At 42.7% G+C, this 25,177-nt stretch carries 20 protein-coding genes and 9 pseudogenes; 18 read left to right on the forward strand and 11 right to left on the reverse strand.

The features are described 5' to 3' along the window. Positions 1-76: 76 nt before the first annotated feature. Positions 77-1,333 carry a MobV family relaxase gene (gene mobV / locus J5A66_RS04300; protein ID WP_211791250.1) on the reverse strand — a complete coding sequence of 419 codons (1,257 nt, stop codon included), beginning with the start codon at positions 1,331-1,333 and terminating at the stop codon, positions 77-79. A gap of 331 nt (positions 1,334-1,664) precedes the next feature. Further along, positions 1,665-2,607 (reverse strand): annotated as a pseudogene (locus tag J5A66_RS04305) (toprim domain-containing protein). Between the two features lie 694 nt (positions 2,608-3,301). On the opposite strand from J5A66_RS04305, the gene J5A66_RS04310 reads away from it, so the two are divergent. The 7 genes and pseudogenes from J5A66_RS04310 (at position 3,302) to J5A66_RS04335 (ending at position 6,292) form a co-directional block, all read left to right on the forward strand. Then, positions 3,302-3,574, forward strand: coding sequence for a helix-turn-helix domain-containing protein (locus tag J5A66_RS04310; protein ID WP_211791251.1), 273 nt, complete (start codon positions 3,302-3,304; stop codon positions 3,572-3,574). Between the two features lie 8 nt (positions 3,575-3,582). Beyond that, a pseudogene (locus tag J5A66_RS04315) lies at positions 3,583-3,863 on the forward strand (helix-turn-helix domain-containing protein). Between the two features lie 90 nt (positions 3,864-3,953). Continuing rightward, complete coding sequence (locus J5A66_RS04320) at positions 3,954-4,373, forward strand: VOC family protein (RefSeq protein WP_211791252.1); 420 nt, start codon at positions 3,954-3,956, stop codon at positions 4,371-4,373. Between the two features lie 13 nt (positions 4,374-4,386). Then, positions 4,387-4,656 (forward strand): annotated as a pseudogene (locus tag J5A66_RS04325) (helix-hairpin-helix domain-containing protein). A 121-nt stretch (positions 4,657-4,777) separates the two neighbouring features. Then, positions 4,778-5,371 (forward strand): type 1 glutamine amidotransferase family protein, encoded by a 594-nt coding sequence (locus J5A66_RS04330; RefSeq protein WP_371742875.1) that lies wholly within the window; start codon positions 4,778-4,780, stop codon positions 5,369-5,371. A gap of 20 nt (positions 5,372-5,391) precedes the next feature. Then, complete coding sequence (locus tag J5A66_RS10255) at positions 5,392-5,793, forward strand: polyketide cyclase (protein ID WP_371742871.1); 402 nt, start codon at positions 5,392-5,394, stop codon at positions 5,791-5,793. 31 nt (positions 5,794-5,824) lie between these two features. Next, complete coding sequence (locus J5A66_RS04335; protein ID WP_211791254.1) at positions 5,825-6,292, forward strand: hypothetical protein; 468 nt, start codon at positions 5,825-5,827, stop codon at positions 6,290-6,292. A 51-nt stretch (positions 6,293-6,343) separates the two neighbouring features. On the opposite strand, the gene J5A66_RS04340 is transcribed toward J5A66_RS04335, so the two are convergent. After that, the gene (locus J5A66_RS04340) at positions 6,344-7,522 is read right to left on the reverse strand and encodes a site-specific integrase (protein ID WP_211791255.1); all 1,179 of its coding nucleotides are present in this window, start codon (positions 7,520-7,522) and stop codon (positions 6,344-6,346) included. 4 nt (positions 7,523-7,526) lie between these two features. Then, positions 7,527-8,756 (reverse strand): site-specific integrase, encoded by a 1,230-nt coding sequence (locus tag J5A66_RS04345; RefSeq protein ID WP_211791256.1) that lies wholly within the window; start codon positions 8,754-8,756, stop codon positions 7,527-7,529. Positions 8,757-9,077: 321 nt separating this feature from the next. On the opposite strand from J5A66_RS04345, the pseudogene J5A66_RS04350 reads away from it, so the two are divergent. Both J5A66_RS04350 and J5A66_RS10165 read left to right on the forward strand, forming a co-directional pair. Beyond that, positions 9,078-9,224: pseudogene (locus tag J5A66_RS04350) on the forward strand (Arm DNA-binding domain-containing protein); the annotation flags it as partial. Beyond that, positions 9,223-9,570, forward strand: a complete 348-nt coding sequence (locus J5A66_RS10165) for a hypothetical protein (protein ID WP_371742876.1) — start codon at positions 9,223-9,225, stop codon at positions 9,568-9,570. The pseudogene J5A66_RS04350 and the gene J5A66_RS10165, both read left to right, overlap by 2 nt. 26 nt (positions 9,571-9,596) lie before the next feature. Here J5A66_RS10165 and J5A66_RS04355 read toward each other — a convergent pair whose 3' ends face one another. Continuing rightward, positions 9,597-10,025 (reverse strand): nuclear transport factor 2 family protein, encoded by a 429-nt coding sequence (locus J5A66_RS04355; protein ID WP_249110028.1) that lies wholly within the window; start codon positions 10,023-10,025, stop codon positions 9,597-9,599. 259 nt (positions 10,026-10,284) lie between these two features. Continuing rightward, positions 10,285-11,244 (reverse strand): annotated as a pseudogene (gene mobV / locus J5A66_RS04360) (MobV family relaxase); the annotation flags it as partial. 40 nt (positions 11,245-11,284) lie between these two features. Between mobV (J5A66_RS04360) and J5A66_RS04365 the strand changes: the two are divergent. Next, positions 11,285-11,485 (forward strand): MarR family winged helix-turn-helix transcriptional regulator, encoded by a 201-nt coding sequence (locus J5A66_RS04365; RefSeq protein ID WP_211791257.1) that lies wholly within the window; start codon positions 11,285-11,287, stop codon positions 11,483-11,485. 23 nt (positions 11,486-11,508) lie between these two features. Further along, the gene (locus J5A66_RS04370; RefSeq protein ID WP_211791258.1) at positions 11,509-11,955 is read left to right on the forward strand and encodes a bacterioferritin; all 447 of its coding nucleotides are present in this window, start codon (positions 11,509-11,511) and stop codon (positions 11,953-11,955) included. An 82-nt stretch (positions 11,956-12,037) separates the two neighbouring features. Here the strand turns inward: J5A66_RS04370 and J5A66_RS04375 are convergent, their stop codons facing one another. Beyond that, on the reverse strand, positions 12,038-13,204 hold the full coding sequence (locus tag J5A66_RS04375) for a site-specific integrase (RefSeq protein WP_211791259.1): 1,167 nt from the start codon (positions 13,202-13,204) through the stop codon (positions 12,038-12,040). Positions 13,205-13,208: 4 nt separating this feature from the next. Continuing rightward, positions 13,209-14,438: pseudogene (locus tag J5A66_RS04380) on the reverse strand (tyrosine-type recombinase/integrase). Between the two features lie 451 nt (positions 14,439-14,889). Here J5A66_RS04380 and J5A66_RS10225 point away from each other — a divergent pair. The 4 genes and pseudogenes from J5A66_RS10225 (at position 14,890) to J5A66_RS04400 (ending at position 20,094) form a co-directional block, all read left to right on the forward strand. Then, positions 14,890-15,203 (forward strand): annotated as a pseudogene (locus tag J5A66_RS10225) (winged helix-turn-helix transcriptional regulator). A 13-nt stretch (positions 15,204-15,216) separates the two neighbouring features. Next, positions 15,217-18,990: a hypothetical protein gene (locus J5A66_RS04390; RefSeq protein ID WP_211791260.1), complete on the forward strand. Its 3,774-nt coding sequence runs from the start codon at positions 15,217-15,219 to the stop codon at positions 18,988-18,990. 663 nt (positions 18,991-19,653) lie between these two features. After that, the gene (locus J5A66_RS04395; RefSeq protein ID WP_211791261.1) at positions 19,654-19,863 is read left to right on the forward strand and encodes a hypothetical protein; all 210 of its coding nucleotides are present in this window, start codon (positions 19,654-19,656) and stop codon (positions 19,861-19,863) included. A 12-nt stretch (positions 19,864-19,875) separates the two neighbouring features. Then, complete coding sequence (locus tag J5A66_RS04400) at positions 19,876-20,094, forward strand: hypothetical protein (protein WP_211791262.1); 219 nt, start codon at positions 19,876-19,878, stop codon at positions 20,092-20,094. Between the two features lie 134 nt (positions 20,095-20,228). On the opposite strand, the pseudogene J5A66_RS04405 reads toward J5A66_RS04400, so the two are convergent. The 3 genes and pseudogenes from J5A66_RS04405 to J5A66_RS10170 all read right to left on the reverse strand — a co-directional run. Next, positions 20,229-20,881: pseudogene (locus J5A66_RS04405) on the reverse strand (ATP-binding protein). Positions 20,882-20,888: 7 nt separating this feature from the next. Continuing rightward, positions 20,889-22,187 carry an IS21 family transposase gene (gene istA / locus J5A66_RS04410; RefSeq protein WP_249110031.1) on the reverse strand — a complete coding sequence of 433 codons (1,299 nt, stop codon included), beginning with the start codon at positions 22,185-22,187 and terminating at the stop codon, positions 20,889-20,891. Positions 22,188-22,363: 176 nt separating this feature from the next. Then, a pseudogene (locus J5A66_RS10170) lies at positions 22,364-22,510 on the reverse strand (DUF1896 family protein); the annotation flags it as partial. 218 nt (positions 22,511-22,728) lie between these two features. On the opposite strand from J5A66_RS10170, the gene J5A66_RS10175 reads away from it, so the two are divergent. The 3 genes from J5A66_RS10175 to J5A66_RS04430 all read left to right on the forward strand — a co-directional run bounded on the left by J5A66_RS10175 (position 22,729) and on the right by J5A66_RS04430 (position 24,981). After that, positions 22,729-22,932, forward strand: coding sequence for a hypothetical protein (locus tag J5A66_RS10175; RefSeq protein ID WP_249110032.1), 204 nt, complete (start codon positions 22,729-22,731; stop codon positions 22,930-22,932). An 8-nt stretch (positions 22,933-22,940) separates the two neighbouring features. Next, complete coding sequence (locus tag J5A66_RS04425; RefSeq protein ID WP_211791265.1) at positions 22,941-23,774, forward strand: IS3 family transposase; 834 nt, start codon at positions 22,941-22,943, stop codon at positions 23,772-23,774. Between the two features lie 502 nt (positions 23,775-24,276). Further along, positions 24,277-24,981 carry a hypothetical protein gene (locus J5A66_RS04430; RefSeq protein WP_211791266.1) on the forward strand — a complete coding sequence of 235 codons (705 nt, stop codon included), beginning with the start codon at positions 24,277-24,279 and terminating at the stop codon, positions 24,979-24,981. Positions 24,982-25,177 lie beyond the last annotated feature (196 nt).

Raw genomic sequence — 25,177 nt, forward strand, 5'->3', positions numbered from 1 at the left:
TGCAAAGGTAATATTTTGGGTGGAAAAGTGAGCGTTCTTTCGCGTTTTTCTTCTTTGTCGATGAAAGAAAGAGCGATTACAGCCGTTGTGAGCGATTGCGGTGAATGAGTTGTTGCCACTTCTGCTCACACCAGTCGGGGACGGACAGACCATTGATGATAAGGGTTGGTTGACGCTTCTCATTGGTCGTGATACGGAGTTCGGCATTCTCCTCGGTGAAAGTACGTTTGTACATTCCCGAATACACATCAGCTGTACTACGTACCGCAACTTGCTTTTGGTGCATTCTGACAAAGGTATCGTCATCAATGTCCATCTTGCGGAGCAGTAGACGAATATTAAGCAAGAGGTAGAAGCTGTGGAAGAAACGCCGAATGAAACTCCGCTCCTCCTCATACGTCTTGATTTCCTTTTGCTGTTCAGCTATGGTCTTGTCTTTAGCTGCAACGGTATCCTGCAGGAGAATAACCTCCTTGCGGATTTCGGCTTTCTCCTTTTCTGAAAGGAACTTCTGATGCTCCATCTCCTTTTCCAACTCTCCGATACGCTTCTCCGCCTTGTCAAATTCCATGTTGCCAAAGAGCGAGTAGAGCGTACCATTTACCCGAAGTTTGCCTGCCTGCTTCTCCAATTCCCTTACCTTTTCAATAAGTTCGGCTTCTTTGGCTTGCTTCTGTTCCGTCTCCTTGAGTATCTGCTTGTAATACTCCATATTGGAGCGGTGCTTGGCTTCCGAGCCGTACATACCTCTCTCCAACCCGAAAGGCCTCATCTGTTCTGCGTATGTGGTTTGGTACTCCTCCAATTTCTTCGGGGTAAGCACATCATCGGCACAGAGCCGTACCTTGTCTTTCTTTGTCTTGTACTTCCGCTTGCCGTTTTCGGCTTCGGTCTTGGCTTTTCGTCTTTCTCCTTGTACGATGGGTACTATCGTAGCATGGATATGCGGTGTTTCCTCGTCTGCGTGCAGTGTGGCAGCCACCACGTTTTCCTTACCAAAGGTGGTGTAAAGCCACTGCATCGTGCTGCCGCACCACTCTCCCAAACGCCCCTCGCTTTCAAGTCGGAGCATATCCTCGTGCGAGCCAGAAAGGATAAAGCGCAAAGCCTTGACTTGATTGTCTGCCACCTTTCGATAAATGTTTGCCGTGGCAATGCGGTGTTCTATGGCTTCCGTGCGGTTGGTGACACCTGCGGGGAATTGCACCAACTCACGGTTGAAGTGCGTGCGGGTGGCATCGACGTTGTTCGGCACGAATGTACGCTCGATGTGGGCGGTCATTGCCGAGTCGTTGCCCCGAGCCTTGTCTATGTGTAATACTGCGTAGCCCATAAGTTGAATATTGCTTTAAGGGGTATCCAAAGGGGCGGAGACCCTTGGCTCAGGAGGGCTTTTTCAGCGGTAACGGAGTGGAGCGTGAAGAAAATGCCCTAATAAGCTATGGCATTTCTTCTAAATGCGCTCCGCCCTGTCTGAAGTCAACCTTTACGGTAATTGCATTCCCCGAATGCGCAGAAGGCTTTGTTTCTAAGTTTCTTTTGAGGAAACTTGCAGTTGGGGAAACTGCCATCGCTCTCGAAACAAAGCCATCTTTCTGCTTTTGTTCTCTTTTAGTCCCTAAGGATACCCGATTGATTTTTGGTTTTGATTGCACTCTTTTGCCTTATCTGCGAAATCCCCGTTTGACAATCGATTGAGGTTTCTTCTGTCTCTGTTTCATCGCTTTCTGGCGAGAAACGTGGTACTCGTTAAGGTCTTTATATCCGCCATAATGTCGGCTCATGTCCTCTACGCTCATTCCTGTCGATTGAAGAAACCTGCAAGGCTTGCCGTCCTGCTTCATCGTTGTCAAGAAACGCACGGACGTGTGCAATACGATGCTCACGGAGATATGCAACGGCTCTATGGATATTGCTTACGGAGTTCAGCACAAGGCAGGGAGCGATTTCTTTTCCTTTCATCGTGAGATAGGAAAGGAAGTCCATAAAGCCCTCGAAGATGCAGTGAGGGATGTTGTTCGCTTCTCCTGCAATTACGAATATGTCCTTTGGGGCGATTGTTCCTTTGAACGTCTTGTCGTCCCGAAGCTCATACCCTCCTGCACGATTGGAAAAACCGATGGCAGAGTATTCCCGTTTTCCCACCTCATAGCGAATATGACGGAGATAAGAGCTTGATACGGCAAGGTTTATCTTGCGTACCTCTCGGAGATAGCTTTGCAGATGCAAGGGCAATTCTTCGCTGATGGAAAGAATATGCCTTGTGCTTGTGGGATTGGTTGCAGTAGTGGTTGTTGCACGATGAAAGAAAGAGGGTGCGAGAGTTATCACTTTTCCTTCGGCAAGATGTGCCATTGCTTCGTAGGCACTGCATCCTTTTATCCGCATCACAAGGTCGATGATGCTTCCGCCCTGACTTGTGCCGTAGTCGTGCCACAGGTTTTGCCGAAAATCCACTTTCAGGCTGGCATTCGGGTCTTCTCGGTAGGGAGCGTGATAGAGGGCATAGTCGTTGTAACGTTTGGTAGGTTCGATACCGCAGGCGGGCAGATAGTCTGCTATCGGTATCGCCTTGATAGTGGGGAGGTCATAATATCTTGATTCCATAAATTGATTTGTTAATTCTTGAATGAATAAAATTTAGTTATAAACAGTGAAAGAGAAAAGGCTGTCAGTTCACGGAGGACGAGCCTTGTAATACTTGTCAGCAGGTAAAAAGCAAAAAGCCATTCTCTGCTTTTTTTCCTTTCACTGTATATATTCTTTCACAGTGAAAGAAGAAAGTATCTATGGCATTCCTGCTTAGCTCGTTTCCTTTCATTGTTTGTACTTCTTCTGTTTGCTTGATTTTGAACTTTCATCCGAAAACGGATGCTGAAACTAAGTTAGAGATCCGAACACATATTACCAAGGATTGCGAGGCTGTTGCTTCGGGGTACAGAAAAATGCTCCGAAAATGGGTGGAATAAACAGGAGAAATCGGAACGAAAATGCTCAAAAGAAGAGAACAGAGAGGAGAATGGTTTTACAAGCGACTTCGTCGAATTGCTAATGCCTGCATCATTCTTCACCAGAAACAAAGGAGGAGAGTATTTTTTATCGGTGAGGGAGCCATTTCATACCATATCAAAGCCACAAGTACGCACTTGGTTTAAAGTTTTTGAAATGAAAGAATTACGCTTGTACTTTTGCCTGCGAGTTCCTGCTGTTTCCCTTGATTTCATCAGGTGTTGGGACAAGGATTTCGCCTGCGTACATTTGCACCGAACGAAGTAAAAATGACAATTAAAACGATATTGATATGAGATTTACCGCCATCGACACCTCTGCTTGGGAGGAACTGGAAAAGAGCATCGAAGAGCTGGCTCTTTGTATGAGAGAATATTTCGGCACGAAGCCCGAAATCCCCGACCTGTTGCACAACGGGGATGTGTGCCGAATATTGAACATCAGCAAACGGACACTCCAGCACTATCGGGACACGTCCGTATTGCCCTTTATCCAAATCGGGCATAAGTGCTATTACAAACGTGAGGATGTGAGAGCACTCTTTGAAAAGTCCAACCATCAATAACTACGATTATGGAATACGAGACCATTAACAAAGAAACACCCGAAATGAAACAACTCATTTCGGGTATTCAAGAAGTAAGCAAACGTATTCGGGAAGTTGCCCAAACGCACCGTCCGCTCTTCGGGGGAGAAATCTATCTCACAGGGCGAGAGGTTTGCGAACACCTTTTCATCAGCCCCCGCACCTTGCAGGATTATCGAGACAAGGGTATTATTCCCTACACCCAAATTGCAGGGAAAATCCTCTATCCGACATCAACCGACTATTGCAAGAGAATTATCGGAGATAAAGTATTCGTAAGAAGCATTTTTTTGCTGTTTCCTTGTCTTTCTTCTTATGATTGAGTAACTTTGTAGCAAATTCCATAGTGTATAGACTTATGAAACAGAAACTCACTTTAATCACATTGGGAGTAAAAGACTTTCAAAAGGCATTGGCTTTCTACGAGGGCTTAGGCTGGAAGAAATCGCAACAAAGTCAGGAAGCCTACGCATTGTTTCCTTTGGGTGGCATAGTTTTAGGATTATATCCACTGCAAGAATTGGAAAAAGACACTACGCTAAATTATCTGCAGACATCCTTTTCGGGCATGACAATCAGCTATAACGCCATATCGGAGGAAGAGGTCGATACCGTGATGCAGGAAGCCGAACGGCTTGGAGCAACCATTGTGAAGCCTGCACAGAAAGTTTTTTGGGGCGGTTACAGCGGTTATTTCAAAGATTTGGATGGCTATGTGTTCGAAGTAGCCTACAATCCTTTTTGGAAGATTGACAACGAAGGTAACCTCGTCATGTAATTCGTCAGATGCAATGACCAAAGAACAGACGATTAAGGAGCTGACAGTGATACATGGAATAGGCAAATCACTTGCCACCGACTTGTGGAATATTGGTATAACCTCCATTGACGACTTGAAAGGCAAAGACCCCGAAGTCCTCTTTACCTTATCCAACGACTATGCCGGAGTGGTGTAAGATCGTTGTGTATTGTATGCTTTCAGATGTGCGGTTTATTTCGCGCAGACACCACCGGAGCATCGGGAAAAGGAAAAACTGAATTGGTGGTTTTGGAAGGACTAATACATTACTTGAATTAAAACATGTGTAAGAGGCGTTTCTTTTCTGTTTTACTACCATATCAATAGATTGAAAATCATCGCTAAAGTAACGGCAGAGGGAAAACAAAATAAATGAACTGATGATGAAACAGAAAGTTTTATTTATCATATTGAATGAATACACAGATTGGGAAGGGGCATTTCTCTCCACGGCTCTTCATGTGGGCGTGATACCGGGTGGTAAAATAAAGTACGAAGTGCATACCGTTGCTCCGACATCGGACGCAGTCCGTTCTATCGGTGGTTTTAAGACCTTACCCGACTATTCTTTTGAGAATATGCCGAAAGATTATGCAGCCTTGGTACTTATCGGTGGCAACCGTTGGAACTCGCCTGAAGCAGAACTTGTCGTACCATTGGTACAAAAGGCTTTGGATAAAGGTAAAATCATCGGGGCGATATGTAACGGTGCTTCTTTCTTGTGTTCACACGGTTTTCTGAATAACGTAAAACATACAGGCAACGGTCTCGACCAACTCAAGCACTGGGGTGGTACAGGCTACACTAACGCAGAAAACTATGTGGAAGCACAGGCTGTAAGTGATAAGAATATCGTTACGGCAAATGGTGTAGGACATTTGGAATTCACTCGTGAGATGCTTCTATTGCTGGAAGCCAACAGTCCCGAACAGATTGACCAGTGGTATGATTTCTACAAAAACGGATTTGTGAGATAAAGTTATTTTTCTGAAATTTTATGGTCGTAATGTCAAACATAAAAGCCACGTTTCCGTGCAATTTACAGAGCGTTTGGCAAGTCGTAACATCGCTAACAGACTATTCGTGGAGAAGTGATGTTGAAAAGATAGAGGTCATATCAGACACGCAATTTGTAGAAATAACGAAGAGTGGATATAAAACAACGTTCACGGTAACAAGACAAGAACCTTGTTGTCGATGGGAGTTTGACATGGAGAATGACAAAATGAAAGGACATTGGGTCGGTGTTTTCAGTGGCAATGAAAAGAATGCTACAATTGACTTTACAGAACGCATTGAGCCTAAGAAATGGTTTATGATTCCGTTTGTGAAGATTTATTTGAAATATCAGCAAGCCAAGTATGTCAGAGATTTAAGGAGGAAATTAAAATGCGTGTAATACCAGTATTTTATACCAAAATAGAAAAGCTATGCCACAAATATCTAAAGGAGGAAAGTTTATCTTCGGCATCTCTCATATTCGGGAAGATTTGACAATTCAGATACCGAAGCAAGCTATCCATGAATATGCTCTTGCTGATGTTGAAAACATCATTCTGATTACAGGAAGCAAAGCGACGGGAGGCTTCTGTATAACGACCTATCCACTTCTTTCTTCTTCAAAACTGTGTCATATATTGACAGATTGCCCCCAACTAAGGGAACAGACACTACCAATGGGCAAACTGATAACCTATAAAGGGAGAGGTTATACTTGGTTACCAATAGGAAAAGAAGGAGTTATCAGCCTCCCCCCTAATCTGATGAGAGAATTAAGTTTACAAGTTCATTCTAAATTATTGGCTATCCGAAGTAGCAATATCGTATTCACAATGGGAGCAAAAGGACCATTGTGGGAAAAAGTACACGCCTTCAATGATGACATCACACAATATTAGTTATAGTAAGAACTTACTCCACAAAACGGAGCAAGTCCTTTTTGTTTAGCCTTATCCTCTCTTTTGTTGTATCAGCCTGTCCATATCCCTTGAAATCTTACTATCGGTGATTTGAGCGTAGATTTGTGTACTCGCAATGGAGGCATGCCCCATCATCTTGGCAATACTCTCAATCGGTATGCCTGCCTCCAATGTCAGCGCACCGAAAGAATGGCGACCGACATGAAAGGAAAGGGACTGTCGAATACCACAAGCCAGACCAATAGCCTTGAGGTGCATGCCTATCTGTATTCTACTCATCGAGGTTGCAAAGATGGGGCTATCCTCTTTCTTGTCTTTCAGTGGGTAAAGCGAGAGTATTTGCTCGGCTATCGGATGCAGGGGCGTGATGCTTTCCACGCCTGTCTTCTTTCTGTTCTGACGGATATAGCGTATTCCTGCATTGTTCGTCTGAATATCACAGTACCGCAACTTGCTAACATCAGCAAAAGCCAGACCTGTGAATACGGAGAAAAGAAACATCCTCCGCACAAATTCCGCCTGTCCATTTTGCAAGGGCATAGCCAACAGACGGGCAACCTCCATCTTACTCAAACAGCGAATTTTTCGCTCCACTCGCTCATACTTGGCATCCTCAAAAGGATTATACCGAATGGTTTGCTGGCTCACAGCCCTATACATCAACCGACTTAACCAAAAGAGATTTTGTTTCGTTGAGGACAAGGCATAACCTTTTCTTTTGAAGTGGATGCGATAATCATCGAAAAACTCCATAGTAAGAGTTGTCAGAGGAATATCCGCTACGCCTTTACTTTCCACAAAACTTTCCAACTGCCTGTGATAGCTACGGCAGCTTTGGTAAGTACCTGAAGCCCTTGTGGATTGAACGATTGACAGTTCCTCTCGGCTAAGGGCAAGCAATGTGGTAGGACTTGCTCCGACACCTTGCAAGTGGTTTTTAAGCAACTCGGCACTCACCGCACCAAATTGCAGAAGCAACGTATTATAGCCCTGTTCAATCTTCTCTCTAAACAATTGTAAGCGTTGATTTAGTTTCTTGTTATTCGACGCTTGTCGCTTCACACTCCAATCTTGGGGAGAGATACTTTCTCCTGTGGACATTACCACTTTTGAACCGTCTATCGTAATACGGCAAAGGATAGTCGTAGTGCCATCTGTTCTCAGTTTGCTACGATTGATGTAGAATAGGATATTGAATGTGCTACGCATAATATTAAAGGCTAAGGGTTAAATCTGCGGTGAAAGAAAGAAAACGACCAAACTCCTCGAATACTTTCTTCGGTGTTACATGGGCATAACGCTCGGTGGTCTCAATCTTGCTATGACCAAGCATTTTACTCACTGTTTCAATCGGCACTCCATTCTCCAAGGTTATCAATGTTGCAAAGGTGTGCCGTCCTATATGTGCGGTCAAGGGAATGGCAATCCCTGCTCTCAGTTGTAGGGCTTTCAGGAGGAAACGGTAGGTTTCGTAACTGATAGTCGGCAAAAGCGTGTCCCGTTCATCCGAATGGTATGTATCAAGCAGAGCAACGGCTTGGGGCAGAAGTTTTACCCGACAAAGGGTATTAGTCTTTTGTCTTCTGAATTTAAGCCACATAGCCCCTGCATCATCCTGCACAAGATGTTCCTTGCGCAGATTCATCATGTCGCAAAAGGCTGTACCTGTGTAGCAGGTGAACAGGAAAAGGTTACGGGCAAGTGTCAGTTCTGTTTCATCCTCCTCTAATCGAATTTGCCTTATCTTGTCCAAAGAAGCCCTGTCCAAAGCTCTGGGCTGTTTATTTTCTCCTCTGTCTATCTTGACAAGGTCAAAGAGAGGACGGTCTATGATACCCTCACGAAAAGCCAAACGGCATACTTTCTTGACCGCCAAAGCCATCTTGCGGTAATAACTCTGTGAATGACCATGTTTCCCCACGCTATATTGATGCAAGCCGTCCAAGAAATCCTCGGTTAGTTGCCCAAAGGTGATGTCGCCGGTATGGTATCGCTCTTGTATAAAGACTTGCAGATGCTTTCGGAGCATGTAATACATCGAGTGCCAACGTGCCGTAATCTCCACACCAACCAATTGCTTCTCGTCTTCCACCATTTGGTCGTAGCGTTGCAAGAACGTAGTGCGGTTCTGCATTGAACCCTGAAACTGTTCCTTGATGTCTTTTGCAGAGAACTCTATACCTCTATCGCAAAGCGTTTGGTACACTCGTTGTACAGAGAGGAGCAGCTGTTCCAACTTTGCATTGGTTGCCACTGCTTCACGGCTCTTGCCATTCAATCGGCTCTCTCGCACATTCCACAACTTTGGGGGACACGAAAGCTTACTGCTGAATTGAGCCATCGTGCGATTGTAGGTTATCCGTCCCATAATCGGAGCCTGCCCCAACTTGTCCAAACCGCTCTTTTTGAGGTAGAGCAAAACCTTCATTTTTCCTTTTTGCATACGCTTCTGTTTTTGTGGGCAAAGTTACCCGTTTTTGAAGCGTTTTCGGTTATGCAAAATGTTGTGAGTCAGTGCATAAACACCATATCAGTAGAAATCCTTACTATTGTGCTAACTGCTTCCTGTTACCTGTCTACGTCCTTTCACATTTGACTAACGATTTGGTAACGTATCTTTTGCACAAATCCGCATTTTCTGCACTTTCATCCTCAAAGCAATTCACGGCATAAATCCGTGTTTCTCACACATTCTCAATCACTTACCATCAATCTACATAAATCAACCTTTTTCTTGCATTTGCCCGAATGTAATAAACGAATTATGCGTAGCACATTTTCTTTACTACTCTATATCAATCGCAACAAGGTACGTGTGGATGGTACAACTTCCGTACTTTGCCAAATCTCCATCGACGGGAAAAGTACGACGATAACCACGGGAATCTCCTGCAATCCCAAACAGTGGAATCATAACCATCAGCGAGAATGGGAATATACACATTCCTACGACTACCATTTGGATGTCTGTTTGCGAGATTGCCGATTTATTCGGCGTATTCTCCGGTAAGGTAAATAGTCATATCAAGTCTATCTTCAAAGAGGGTTTGCTCAGAGAAGATGAGGTTATGCAAACCCTATCTTTTAAGGGCGGTGCTGTGGATTTATGCAATATTGAAATGATAACGATGCTGTCGTTTCGCTTTGTCTCTCCTGAAGCCCAACTCTTCTGCAGGTGGACTATTAGGAAACTTACCCAGAAGAAATCTTCCATTCCGTTGCTTGTATGCTATAATAAAGGCGGATGGTATAACTGAATATGAGAACAGGCAGTAAGATGCATTTATTTTACTGCCTGTTTTAGTGGATTTGATAAATAATCATCCTTGTGCCAATGCCGTCCAAAACGGTCTTCTTCGTCAATTCGCTCGGAGAACAGCCAGACTTCCTTTATCAAACCATTCTCAAATCGGAAAAGGCCTACCCCCTTCATCTCCATTGAATGTCCGCTTGCCGACACAGCAAATCTAATCGCAGCCACGACCAAATCTCCGTTTTCCGTCACATAATCCACTTGGTCGATAGCGAATGTTCCATTGCTCAACTGAGCCATCCTTCCCAAGTGGGCGAAAATATTCTGCTTGCCTCTGTAAACGCCTGACAATGAACCCTTTCCCGGCTGATACCATACCAAATCATCGGAGAGCAATGCCCCCCACCGTTTCAAAATCACCCTGTGCCAAAGCGGTGTAAAATTGATGCACTTTTTCAATCAAAAGTTCTGTACGGAGTTAATTGTCTGAGATACAATGCGATTTAGCATTGTGTGGCTTGTATAGGTAATGATTTAGAAATGAGCGGAGTGCTTTGAGGTATATTGTTTTGAATAGCCAAAGAACGCTCACTTTTACTATTTGCAAAGATACACATTTGCGAGGAAAAGTAAGCGTTCTTTCGTGATTTTCTTCTCGAAAAGTTTTGTTGGGATAGAAATACACCGATAAAAGAAAAAAGAGCTTCTCGGTTTTCATTTACAACCGCTGCGAGCGATTACGATTGATAAGCTGTTTCCATTTCTGTTCGCACCAATCGGTAATGGGAAGCCCGTTGATGGTAAGGAGTGGTCGCTTCTTTTCATCTTTGGTAATACGGATTTCGGTATCCTTTTCCGTGAACTCTCTCCTGTACAGCCCCGAATAGGCTTTTGCCGTACCTCGCTGGGGAGCTTCCGTGCGATACATTTCTGCAATTCTATCGTCAGAGAAATCCATCTTTTGGAGCATCAGACGGATATTCAAGAGTTGATAGAAACCATTGAAGAAACGTTTTATCCAATTCCGCTCTTCCTCGTAAACCTGCATGGTCTCTTTCAGTTCGGCAATGGCTTTGTCTCTTCCTTTGACTGTGTCCTGCAAGAGAACGATCTCCTTTCGGATTTCATTCTTCTCCTTTTCCGAAAGATACCGCTGTCGTTCGGCTTCCTGTTCCAAGTCTGCGATACGTTTTTCTGCCTTGTCGAGTTCAGAGTTGCCAAAGATAGAATAAAACGTACCTTTCATTCGGAGTTTGCCTGCCTGCTTCTCCAACTCTTTTATCTTGGTAGTGAGTTCTGCTTCTTGCGCCTCTTTCTCTTTCGTGGATTTTAGGACTTCCTTGTAATACTCCATCGTGGTGCGGTGCTTGGCTTCCGAACCGTGTACGCTTCGCTCCAATCCGAACCGTTGCATTCGCTTGGCATAATCCGTCTGATACTGCTCCAGCTTCTTGGGCGTGAGCACATCATCTGCACAAAGTCGTACCTTATTCTTCTTTGTCTTGTACTTCCGCTTGCCGTTCTTGGCTTCCTCTTTGGCTTTCCGTCTTTCACCCGTAACAATCGGGACGATGGTGGCATGAATATGGGGAGTGTCCTCATCTGCGTGCAGTGTGGCTGCGACCACATTGTCTGCCCCGAAAGTGGTACGAAGCCAGTCTATCGATTCAGCACACCATTATTTGGATAGCGGCACACTCACGCCATTGTTCAAACGAATGGAAATCAAAGGACTGATAGTTCGTAAACGTTGTACGATGGACGAACGAACCGTAAAAATTAGTCTTACCGACAAAGGAAAGCAGCTGAGAGAGAATGCCGTAAAAATACCGCCTCAACTGGCAAAAGATGTATCCTTAACCAACGAAGAGGTAGATACTTTAAAGAAACTAATTTACAAATTGATAAACAAAGAATAATAACATTTAAAAAGAACAATGAAATGAAACATCAAAAAACAATTGAAGGATTACAGCTATTTACAACAGGATTGACCAATGGAGCTTTCGCTCACTTTGTGCAAGGTAAATATTTTGAATCGATGGGTTTTACAAAACTCGGCGAGAAATATAAAGAACACTACACTGAAGAAATGGGCTGGGTAGAGAAGTTTATAGAGCGTATCAACGACCTCGGAGACGAAGTGAAAATCGAAGACCAAAAGGGACGAGAAATTGTAAAAGACCCTATCGAATACGTTAAAGCAGATCTCAAAATCCAGGAGCAAGGGGTGGAGCTTTTGTACAACTGCATGGCAGAGCTAAAAGACGATCCCACAACTTACGAAATCCTAAAAGCCTATCTCGCTGACGAAGAGGAAGACCTCTATTGGAGTCAAGAGCAGATAGAGATGATTGGCCGCCAAAATTGGCTGGTTAAACAAATGTAATTAATTCCAATGCTTAACAATTAAAAAGGAGTTTGCTTCATCCGTGTGGAGCAAACTCCTTTTCTATTTAATTCCGCAGACTTCATAGTTGCATCAACCTGTCCATATCCGAGGAAATCTTTTGGTCGGTAATTTGAGCATAGATTTGTGTGCTGGCAATAGATGAATGCCCCATCATCTTGGCGATGCTCTCTATCGGCATTCCTACTTCCAAGGTTAGTGTTCCGAACGAATGTTGGGCAAGATGGAATGAAAGGGACTGGCGGATACCGCAAGCCAAGCCGATGGCTTTAAGGTGTGCCCAAACCTGCCTCTTGCTCTGTGTCGTGGGAAAGATGGGAGCCTCTTGATTGTTTTCTTTTGGAGGATAAGCCGTTAGTATCTGCTCTGCTATCGGATGCAGGGGTATCAGGGCTTCCACGTCCGTTTTCTGTCGCTTCCTGCGTATGTAGCGTTTTCCCTCGCTGTTCGTTTCTATCTGACCATAGGAGAGCAAGCGGACATCAGAATACGCCAAGCCTGTGAATATTGAGAAAATGAATATCCGTCGGCTAAACTCCGCTTCCTCGTTCTGCAGCGGAAGGGCGAGCAACTGCGAAACCTCCATTCTGTTGAGGAAGCGAGGTTTGCACAAGACCCTTTCATATTTCGCCCCCTCAAAAGGATTGCTGCGAATGGTCTGCTGACTTACTGCACGAGACATCAGCCGACTGAGCCAATAGATGAACTTGTTTGTAGAAAGCGGTGCGTACCCCCTCTTGATGAGAAAATGTCGGTAGGCATCAAAGAAGTCCATCGTCAAGGTCGCTATGGATATATCCTTCTTGCCCAGAGACCTGACGAACTCCCTAAGATGAATATCACAACTCCGATAACTGTTGTAGGTATTCGTCCGCTTGCCCTCCTGCCGTCCGAGTTCCTCCTTACTTAGTGTAAGCAATGTCGTTGGATGGCTTCCAATGCCCTGTAAATGGATTTTGAGCAATTCTGCACTGACCGCCCTATATTGGAAGAGAAGCGTATTGTAGCCTTGTGTTATCCGTTCTCGAAAGAGTTGCAGGCGTTGATTTGTCTTCTTGTCGCTTGTCTCGCCAAGTTTGACACTCCATAAGGAGGGAACGATACTCTCACCTGTGGTCATTACCACGTTTGAGCCGTCAATGGTGATACGACAGAGGATAGCCGTTGTGCCGTCTGCTTTCGTCTTGCTTCTGTTGATATAGAATAGTATTTTGAACGTACTGCGCATGGTCTTAAAGTATAAGTGTTAAATCTTTGGTGAAAGAAATGAAACGCTCAAACTCATCGAAGAGTTTCGTTGGGGTAACGTGGGCGTATCGCTCGGTGGTCTCTATCCGCCTATGCCCCAGCATACGGCTGACGGTTTCTATCGGCACTCCATTCTCAAGTGTTATCAGTGTTGCGAATGTGTGTTGCCCTACGTGTGCAGTGATGGGAATTGTTATTCTTGCCCGATGTTGCAGCCCTTTCAGAAGATAGCGGTAAGTGGTATAAGGGATGTTTGGGAAAAGAGTCTCTCGCTCTTCCGAGTTGTACTTTTCAATAATACGTTCTGCTTCGGGTCGTAATTTAACCCGACTTAAAGAGTCGGTCTTCTGTCTCTGAAACTTCAACCAACTTTTGCCCTCATCATCAAGAAAAGATGTTCCTTATTGAGACACATCATATCACAATAGGACACCCCTGTAGAGCACGAGAAGAGGAAGAGATTGCGTGCAGTCTCCAAATCCTTTTCATATTCATTCAACTTCAGACTCTGCAATTTTACCAATGAAACCTTGTCTAATGCCTGTGGTATCTTTGCATCGCCTTTCTCGATTTTCACGAAGTTCAATATGGGGTATTCCGTTATTCCCTCATGGAAAGGCCATCTTGCAGGTCTTCTTGACCAATTGGGCTAACCTGCAAAAATAAGCCTGCGAATAGCCCAGCTTGCTTTTCGCATAATGTTGGAAGTTGTCCAAGAAATCATCCTCAATTTGCGTAAAGGTCAGATCCTTGACTTTATAATGGTCGAGAATAAAACGGCTTAATTGCTTTCTTGTGTTGTGATAGATTGCAAACGATTGTCTCTTGATGTCTATCCCGATACGTTTTTCCGCCTCTTCCACCATTCTGTCGTATTGTTGCAATAGGGTAACACGTCCTTGCATACAGCCTTGGAATGCTTCCTTGATATCTGTGGCTGTAAATTCCACACCTCGTTCACAGAGAACTTGATACGCTTCCTGTACTGAGAGTAGAAGCCGTTCCAATTTAGCATTGGTTTCCACAGCTTCTTGGCTTTTTCCGTTCAGCCGACTTTCACGCACGTTCCACAACTTGGGATTACACGACAGCTTACTGCTGAATTGTGCCATCGTGCGGTCGTAAGTAATACGCCTCATTATCGGAGCCTGCCCCACCTTGTTCAATCCGCCCTTTTTGAGGTAGAGCAACACCTTCATTTTGTCTTTTTTCATACGCTTCTTTTTTATGGGCAAAGTTACCTGATTTTGAAGCGTTTTTAACTACGCAAAACATTGTAATTCAGCGCATAAATGCCAATCTATGAGGAATTATGATCACTGTGGTAATCGTTTTCCGTTACCTCATATCGATAACATATATCGAACTAACGATTTGGTAACGCATCTTCTGCACAAATCCACATTTTCTGCACTTTTCACCTCTAAGCAAACTACTGCATAAAATCGTATTTCTCACACATTATCAAACACTTAACACTCATCTGCATCTTTCAGGACTTTTCGCATATAATCTCCGAATTTCTTTTCCATAAATCCATGTTTTTATTGTTGAGATCACCGCAAAATTATACCTTTGCACTACTATCTGCAAGTACCAACAATATTGTAGGATACATACTATATTGTTAGATTTATTGATTATCAAGAATAAAAAAAGTTTGTCATGGAGCGAAAAATATCAGATAACGAATGTCCTGTGCGAAAGTCGATGCAGATTTTTGCCGGTAAATGGACGCTGCTCATCATTTTTCAAATCAACCGCAGGATAATCCGTTATGGAGAACTCAAACGTGCCATTCCCGGCATCAGTGAGAAGATGCTTATTGACGAGTTGAAATTCCTTTGTAACAAGGGACTGATAAAAAGAAATAATACCCCGAGGTCCCTCCCAGAGTGGAATACTCTCTTACACCGTTGGGGGAGAAAGTACTGCCGATTATAGATGAAATTGCCAAATTTGGAGTAGAAAACTTATAAATTTTGTGGATGTATGAATTTAGTTACGAGAAATCATCTTGAAAGATGGGCTGAAACGGCACAATCAAAATCGACTTTGCCATATCTTATCTCGAGATTAGTAAGAGCATCAACCCCCGTAAGTACAAAGATTAGTATTCCTTGGGGAAGTGCGACTTATATTGGAGGATGGGACGGTATTGTAAATTGTGAAATAGAAACGGCTTATGTACCCCAAGGAATTTCTTTGTGGGAGTTTGGCACTTCTTCTGATTGTACAACAAAAGCTAACCGCGATTATGATAAAAGAAAAAATAATCCAATCGGGTTTGAGCCAAGCAATTCTACATTCATATTTATCACACCAAGACTTTGGAACAGAAAAGACGAGTGGATCAGAGAAAAAAAAGCGGAAAATCATTGGAAAAATGTAATCGCATATGACTCCATAGACTTAGAGCAATGGTTAGATCGGATTCTCTCGGTTTCGCTTTGGCTTGCTTCACAGGATGGAATTGGAGCATATCCATTTGAAGGCATAATAACTGCTGACGAATTTTGGGAAGAGTGGTCAATTGGTCCAAAAGGCTTGAGGCTTTTCCCCGAAATTATAATAGCAGGGAGAGAACACGAAAAAAAGATTTTACAGTCAGTGTTACTAGATGAACCCAAAATTGTAGCCATAAAAGCATCCACAAAAAATGAAGCAATTGCTTTCATTATTGCTGCAGCGCAAACATTTCAAGATGAAGAAGGAGGTCAATTCTTTTCAAAAACATTAGTAGTAAATACTGAGGAGAATTTTCGTGGAATAGTTAGAAATAACATAAATTCCACGTTGAATATCATTCCAAGATTTGATGAAACACAACCTTTTAATATGGCCGTATCGAGAGGTAATCACGTATTAGTCCCTCTCGGTGCTAGTGATGATATTAATTTAGATAATACAATTACTTTATCAACAATCGATAGACATGGTCAAGTCGATGCATTAATAAAGAGTGGTATATTAAGAGAAGATGCAGAAAGGCTATCTAGAGAATCAGCACGAAATATCACAATACTTAAAAAGCTACTTAAATTTCCGCAGTATAAAGCAAAATGGTGCGATAAAGAAAATATCCGAGATATAATACCTGCGCTTTTATTGGGTAGATGGGACGAAAACTTCAAGGGAGATATTGAATTAATTGAAAAGCTTTCTGGACAGAGTTATGCAGACTATTCAGCTGTGCTAAATAAATGGAGGGATTTTGAAGAGTCTCCAATTATTCAAATCGGTAGAACTTGGCGATTAACCTCGCCTTTGGATTCATGGACAAACTTAGCCTCTCAACTTACAAGGAATGATTTTCAAAACCTTCAAGAATGTTTTTCGATAGCATTTAGAACTGGAAATCCATTCATTGAACCAGAAGGCAGGGTCCTTACATATTTCAATAATAGAAGAAAATACTCTGATTGGTCAAGAGAAGGATTGGTACAATCTTTAATTTTAGCAGGGCAAATCAGAGGCGAATTACTTAACATAGACAATCCTCAGGATTGGGTTGATAATAATATTTTTGATTTACTCAATAACGCAAGTGGTGAAGTATGGATTTCTATTGACAAAGAATTACCCCTCATAGCAGAAGCGTCTCCAGAAATCTTCCTTAAATCTGTAAAAAAATCCTTAGAGAAACAGGAGCCTGAAGTAATGGATATGTTCAAAGAGGAAGATGGGGTCTTCTCTAAAACAAGTCATCATACAGGTTTATTGTGGGCTCTTGAAAGTTTGGCTTGGTTACCTGAATATTTAAGAGATGTGAGTTTGATATTATTAAAACTCTCTGGATTTGATCCAGGGGGCAATTTGTCAAACAGACCAATAAATAGCATTACTGAAATATTCAAACCGTGGCATTATCAAACTCTTGCACCGTTTGAGTACAGAATGGAGGTTCTAAAACATATTACTGAAAAGGAAAAAGCATTGGGGTGGTCTCTTTTAATTAGAATGCTTCCCAGTTTCCACGATGTTGCATTTCCAACTCATAAAATGCGTTGGAGAATGTTTGACAAGAACACTAATCTGTCTTACACTTACAAAGAAATATGGGATACACATTCTGCAATAATAGAAATGCTCATAACTATTTTCGATAATGATGAAGATAAATTCTCTCAATTAATAAAAGAAACACCTCGCCTTTCTCACGCTGATAGAAAAAGAGTTTTGGACTGGGCAGATGAAGTTTGTCCAAACATCAAGCACGAAAAATTTTTAGTATGGGAAACAATTAGAGGGATTTTAAATCATCATAGGTCATTTCCTGATGCAGATTGGGCTCTACCAGAAACCGAGTTAGTACGCTTTGAAAGATTATACAACAAACTTCAGCCAGCTGATATCATCCAAAAATACCTCTGGCTTTTCAATGAACAAGGGCCACAGCTACCAGAAGGCCTTCGATACAACTCCGAAAATTACGAACAGCAACAAAAGAAAGTAGACGATGTAAGGAGAGCTGCGGTAGAAGAGTGGCTAAAGAAACTTAATCTAGAAACTGTTATAGGATTAAGAAATAAGGTGCAAGACCGTAGAACTTTTGGAAGGATATTAGCCCAAGTAGTCACAACAAAAGGAGACATTCTACTTGTTTGTCAATGCTTAGGCGATACCCCAGAACAGATGCCCTTTGTTCACGGATTTATCTATGAAAAGTTCGTCGCTAATGACTTCAATTGGATAAATGCATTATTTGGAGAATTACAAGGAGAAGTGTTTGACAAAAAATCACTTTCTAATGTGCTAATCCCACTAACACAAAATCAACAATTATGGGACTTCGTTGCTTCATTAGATAGAGAAATACAAGATGAATATTGGCAAAACATCCAACCACATTTTCCTCACCTTACCAATGATGAAAAAGTATATGGTATTAAAATGCTCTTGAGGTATAAACGGTTTTTCTCAGCAATAGCAAATGCTTGGCTTTTCCCAAATGTAATTCCAAGCGAGTTATTAGTCGAGATGTTAAAAAGAATCGTGACGGAAGAAGCAAATGAGAACTCTCATCTCGCAGGCTGTGAAGTAGAACGGATTTTTGAAGAACTTGATCAGCGAACAGACATTGATAGGCCTACTCTATTGGATTTGGAATGGTTATACCTCCCAACTTTATCACGTAACGTAAGAAGTCCTAAAATTCTGGAAGAAGAATTAGCAAATAATCCGGATTTTTTTATCGATGTCTTAAAACTGCTTTATAAGTCTAAGGATGAAAAATTATTAGAAGAAGAACGAGAAAACCTCTATAGTGGGGATATTCAAAATGGAGCAGAAAGAGCCTACCATTTGCTTCACACTTGGAAAAGAATTCCTGGAATGAGAGATGATAATTCTATCGATGAAAACGAACTGAATGATTGGATTCAAGAAGCAAGACTTTTGGCAGAATCTATAGGGAGATTGGAGGTTGCTGATGAAGAAATAGGCCAAGTTTTAGCTCGGTATCCTGAAGATTGTCTATCATGGCCTGAAGAAAAAATATTCCGGATAATTGAAGAAATAAACACCGATGATTTGAAAAGAGGTTATTATTTAGGACTGGTTAATAAGCGTAGTTTTTCAACAAGAGGAGCATTTGATGGAGGGGATATCGAACGAGAAAAAGCTGTGTATTTCCAAAAATTGGAAAATGATTTTAGATTTCAATATCCCAATGTCGCTGAAATTTTCAAAGATATCAAAAAGAACTACCTAGCTGAGGCAAAAAGAATGGATGAAGAAGCTGAAAGATCTAGATTAGAATACTAGTAAATTTTCACAGTACAGAAATGATGACAAAGCACCTAAGCTTTCTGATAAAATCTATCATTTAGGTCTAAGTAATTGGCTATCAACAGCCGAATGAGTTATGAAATGCAGTAGGTAATGATTTAGTGACCTATCTTCTGCAATGATATACAACGCTTTGCATAACTCGAATAACCTATTGCAAAGGTAATGCTATCTACGGAGAAAGAAGAAAATTTCTCCGTTTTTCTTTTCTGATGGCTCTCTATTCAGACAGCTGATTCTATTTTTTGTCTTATTGCTCATTGTTGTGGCAGTCTTACTTGTGAAGACTGCCCTTCATTTTTTTCACTCTGTCCTCTACGGTGTTCCACTCCACATTCTACTCTATAAATTCGCTCGGGATCGGTCTTCGTTCTCTTCGGCAAAAGTAGTTCCGGCGTCTGACGGGCAAAAAGATCAAGCGGCAAGCCGTTAGGACAACAATCTCCACACTTCATTCTTCAGGTAGTATTCTTGCCCTAAACCTTGTTGTCCTTGCCCCCTACCTTTTTATCGCCTTGAAACGAAAACGACCGACCCGACGGAAATACGCAAAAAAAATGTCGGAAACGAGAGGACAGAGAAAAAGAAAAATGGAAACTCAACTCCCTCACCTCAAGAATCCGCATAAAATCAGACAAGATGAAATTGAGATACAAAACCCTGATTTGGGGAACACTTGCCCTCATCGGCTTATCCCTATTTGGTGGAAGTCTTTGGCTTTGGCTTGCAGGACTATGGCTGGGGAAATACATTGTTCGGCTACTCTTTGCCATCACACTGGCAATTGTGGTCTACATATTGACCTACCTACTCATCATCGGGGGAATATTTTGGTTACTCATTTCTTAAACAGACAGATATATGAAAAGAAGAAGCAGGACAATTGCACAGCAATGCAGATACTATGAGGTGGACAACATCTTCGAGTATATGGTATCGGTTTACCTCAACGGAAATATCTTCGCCTTTGGGGAACTATATAAGGAACTCAATCGGAAGGACAGAAAGGAGTTTATACTCTATCTCTTTTCAGAAGTTGAACCTATTCGTATCCAAGAAATCGTCTTAGCAACAATCTAAAAACATAAGACAATGAAAGGTGGAAAGGTCACTCTACTTTGACCCCTTTGGTCAAACAGGATTTGCTCCTGTTGGTCACAATATGATTGCCCCTTGTAAAGTCCTGGTGCAGGGGTCAATTTTATTTTACCCTTTTAGATACTCTGGCTTTTCTTAGCCCTTAACTTACGCATGCTGTCGTCATATAATTCTATGGTATGCGCCGTATGAATGATTCGGTCAAGGATGGCGTCGGCTATTGTCGGATCACCAACCATGTCATACCAGTTGGACGATGGGTACTGCGAGGTTATGATAGTGGATTTCCTTTCATGCCCGTCCTCAATAATTTCGAGCAGGATGGGACGTTCCTTGGCATCAAGAGGTACAAATGAAGAGGTCGTTAAGGATGAGTAACTGGCAACGCTCCATCTTCTTGAGCTCAGTTTCAAGTGTACCTTTGACTTTGGCAACCTTGAGTGCGCCAAGCAGTTTGGGTGCATTGGTATAGAAAGTGCGGAATCCTCTTTTACATGCCTCGTGGCCAAGGGCACATGATAGATAGCTTTTCCCCGTACCTGAAGAGCCGGTCCCATTCACGTGCAAGGAGCATGGAAAGGAAGGTGTCCGCGGTCATGGACTGTGGAGTGGTGCCGGCAAGAGGATGGGTCAAAATGAACCGAACCCCAAAAGTCGGATAAAAAACTTTCGGGGTTTTTCGTCTTTCCGAGAGTTGGGAAATGCAGCCAATGGCATTTTTTATTCTTCCCAATATTGGGAAAGCCGTTTTTTGCCGATTTTCATTCATCGTACCCCTACGAAAGCTTCTTTTTGCCGATTTTTATCAATTGTACCCCGTATCTGAGTGATTTTTCGCGAAAATGTATGCTCCGACAGGATCTGAACGCTTTTGGAGGATATTGCATGACACGCTCCACTTCCCGGAGATAATTCAATACGATATTGTCTATTTCCGAGGCACGTCGGAAGAGCTCCTCAAGATCCTTGTCATAAGGGCCATAGTGCCCCGGCAGGTTGTGCTCCTTTTTCCATGAATAGGTGTAGGGTATGTCACAGCGGTCGTGGATGGCGACAAGGTTCATGCCACAGTAGATTTCCATGGTGTCGGCATCGTAGAGGATCGTCATGCCTTTCCCCACATGTTCCTTGGGAACACTGTAATGGTGCTTGAACAGCGATACGTAGGAGTTCCTGCCGACAGTCATCAGCTTTTTCTCTTTCATGACGTAGCGTTTCAGTGGAAGCGGGCGGAGGTAGCCCTTCTCACCGCGCAGGAACATCTCCTTGCGTGACGCCTCCCGGCTGGCCATCACCTTTTCATTGAAATCGTTCTGGGAAACATGGATGGCGGCATTGAGATCGTCCAGACGGGAGAAAGTCATTTCCTCTATGTCCAGGTAAACGGAATGGTAGAGAAGCTTCACTGCGTTTTCAACAAGGGCCTTGTCCTTGGGGTGGCGTACACGGGCGGGATAGACCGAACAGCCGTAATGCTGGGCAAAAGCGGCGAAATCGTCATTGATGACGGGCTCGTTGCGGTCGCTTCGTGTGACGGCCGCCTTCAGATTGTCGGGGACTATTGCCGCCGGAGCCCCTTCGAAATACAGCATGGCATTCTCGCATCCCTTGATCAGGTCTTCCTTGCGCTGCGACCATACGGCCTCACAGTAGGCGTAATGACTGAACGGAAGGATGGCAACAAAGACTTCGGCCTTCTTCGTCTCGCCTGTCATCTCATCGACAACTTCAAGCCTGTCACCGGCAAAATCAACATACATCTGGTCTGCGGCATAGTGCTCGACATGGCCCACGACCTTGATGTGGAACTTGTACTGGCGGACTGCCCGCTTGAAGGAAGACAGCTGAAGACCGTCAGGATACTCGGAATGATACTCCTTGAAAAGTTTCCTGACACTCATCCCTTTGCGTGTCAGGCGGGATACATATCCGGGAAGCAAAGCCTCCAATTCAATCCTTTTGGAAGAAGGCTCCCGACGTCGGGATTCATGGGAAGTATGGAACGTGGATGCCGTTTCCTTCATTCCCATCTCTGCCGCATAACATCTTAAAATGTTCTTGATTCTTTTATTCATTTGCATAGATTTTATTATTACCCCTTACACCAGGACTCGGGTCCTCAAATCTACACAAAAAACTCTAACGATACTTGTACTAAGTGATTAATATTATTTTGGCCAAAAGGAGGCAATCATATTATGGCCAAGGTGAGCAATCCTGTTTGGCCAAAGGGGGCAAAGTAGAGTGGCTTTTCCAAGACAGACACAATCGTGTCATACTTGGGAAAGTGCAAACCTTGATATAAGACCTCGCTTGCCATTACCTCTACCTTTGGATGAGAAAATCCTTGTGCTATAGCATCGCAGTAAGTTGTCAATGCTTTGTCTGCGCGAGCAGTTGTAGTGTACTGAATAAGTTGACACCTTTTCAATCAGAAAGGATTAAATTTTTATGTCTCAGTACACTGCATCAGAGAAAATTCTGTTATTACATCAGTATGTAAGAAGTGGTTTAACCTTGCATGAGTTCTCTTCTCGTCATGGTATCCCCTTAAGCACTTTCCATCGTATTTATACCGAATATGGCTCACCTGACGTCTCGTCAGTAGCATATCTTATGAAAAAAGAAGATATCCCCGTTCAGCTCGAAGAACTCCAAGCGCAGCTATTACGCGAGCGCAAGGCTCATGCAAAAGAAATCAAACGTCTTGAGAAAGAATTGGCCGTTGAAAAACATTATGGTTTGGCCAACAAGACGATGATCGACCTTGCCGAGAAGAAATACAACATCCGTATACGAAAAAACTCCGCTGCCAAGTAATCAAGACCTTGTCGCAGGGAGAAGAAAGACAGGCTCTGGTAAGTCATCCTGTCAGTTTACTCTGCGGTTATCTTGGCATAAGTAGACAAGGGTATTACCGTCATGTGGATCGTTCTTTGGAGTTAGATGTCCTGCGTAGCAGCATCGTGTTCTATGCGCAGGAGCTCCGCACCTCTTTACCCAAGGCCGGCATACGCATCCTTTACGAGCTATGCCGTCGCAAGTATGCAGATAAGTTTACCATCGGTCGCGACCAATGCTATGAGCTTTTCCGCTCCAACGGACTATGCCTTCGCCGTCGCAAACGCCCAAGGACGACCAACTCCAATCACCACTACCACATCTATGAAGACCTTCTCAACACAACGCCCAAGCTACATCCGACTCGTTTCGGCGAGCTCTGCGTTACGGATATCACCTACGTAGCAACCTCTTCAGGCTGGGCTTATCTCTCCTTAGTAACCGATGCTGCTTCACGCCTGATCGTGGGCTGGTGTCTGCATCCAACCCTTGAGAGACAAGGTCCGATGAACGCTCTCTCTATGGGCATCGACTTCTACAGAAAGTATAATGTCGAACTCTTGCAGTTCATACACCATTCTGACCGCGGCGTGCAATACTGCTGCAACGCCTATGTCAACAAACTCAAATCTCTTGGTATACAAATCAGTATGACACAAACCGGAGATCCATTGCACAACGCTCTGCCCGAGAGAATAAACAATACGCTCAAGAACGGCTGGCTCTTTAGTACAGAAGATAAAAGTCTGCAACAGGTCAGGCGCCTTACAAAGAAGGCCATCGACCTATACAACACGTTTAGACCGCATCAGAGTCTATAGATGAGAACGCCAATGGAAGAAGTCGAAAGGTTGACGGCATAACTTCCTTGGCACACATTATTAATGTCAAACAATAAAAGAAGGAGGCAGAAACAACCACAACTAGAAAATAAAAGAGTAATTTTGCAATTAGAAGACAACTGTCAACTAATTATGTAGTTAAGAAAAAAACGGCGACAAGCGTACCTGAACTTAGCGAATAAGCTTGTCAAAGAAGAATTAAATTAAGAACCAAAGTTGTCAACTAATTATAGGATATTGCAGGCAACAACGCCTATCTGCAATACCTATTGCCTATATAGGGCTATTCCCAGATAGGGACAAGTTCAAATTCAAAGATAAAGAATATTTATCTACAGCCAATGAAAATGACGATTTAGATGATGATGAAGATAGAATGCTAATTGATTGACAATTCAACTGTTTCACTATAGAAGGGCAGGACAAGGAGAGTATTCTCAATAAAATAAACCGTAGTAAATACGACCCTGTTGACTATGAATTGGACGAAAACTTTTGGAAGGACACCTATATAGGTTTCTCTCTTATAATCCCAATCAGTGATAAAAAACCAGAGCAACAAAAGCTATATTCCTCTGTCTTTCGTAATATAAATATTAAAGGAAAATCACTCTCACAGTTAGAGAGTCGTAAATCTCTATATTTCTTAAAAGAGGATTTTGATAAATGGTTTTCTCCTCAATTTGCAAACAGTATAACTATCAATAATGCCCCTATTGACTTTGTACGATACCTATCATTGTTATCGCAATACAGGAAGAATAATGAAGATGCAGGAAGAATTGCGCAGAACTATAAGACTAAAATGGAGAAGTACTACGAGTCTTATATCCTTGCAGAAGTCAACAAGGAGGGTAATTCTTTGTTTAACCTTCTGTTAAATTCAAACCCTCAAGATAATTTTCAAATACTTGAAAATTATTTACAAGCAGAAAGTTTCCCCCAAAAAATCAACTCAATCATAGATGCCGATATTTATTTGTTTGGGTTAATATATTACACAATTGCTAAAGACAAAACTATATCTATAACCGAACATATTTTCTCTGAAATACAAGAAAAGGCACAAGAATTCAAAAAAGATTACAAGCACACTAAATCGCCGTCTGCCCTTAAATACCTTCGCAGCCGCATCCAAGCCTCTATTGATATATACGGACCTAAAAAAATCAAGTATGAAACATAAAGATTTCATTCTTACACCTCTCGCCTCTCTTATAGAGAAAACATTGCTCCCTATGGACTTATACAAGGGGTAGGTTTGTAATTACATCATGAAGGAATACATCTTACAGACTCTTTTCATGAAGTTAACTGGATGCATGGAGCAAAAAGCAAAGTGTATCTAGTCTCTCTGTAGATATATCATTCTCCTTTTTCGC

The sequence above is a fragment of the Prevotella sp. oral taxon 475 genome (genome assembly GCF_018127805.1).
Classification (GTDB): Bacteria; Bacteroidota; Bacteroidia; order Bacteroidales; family Bacteroidaceae; genus Prevotella.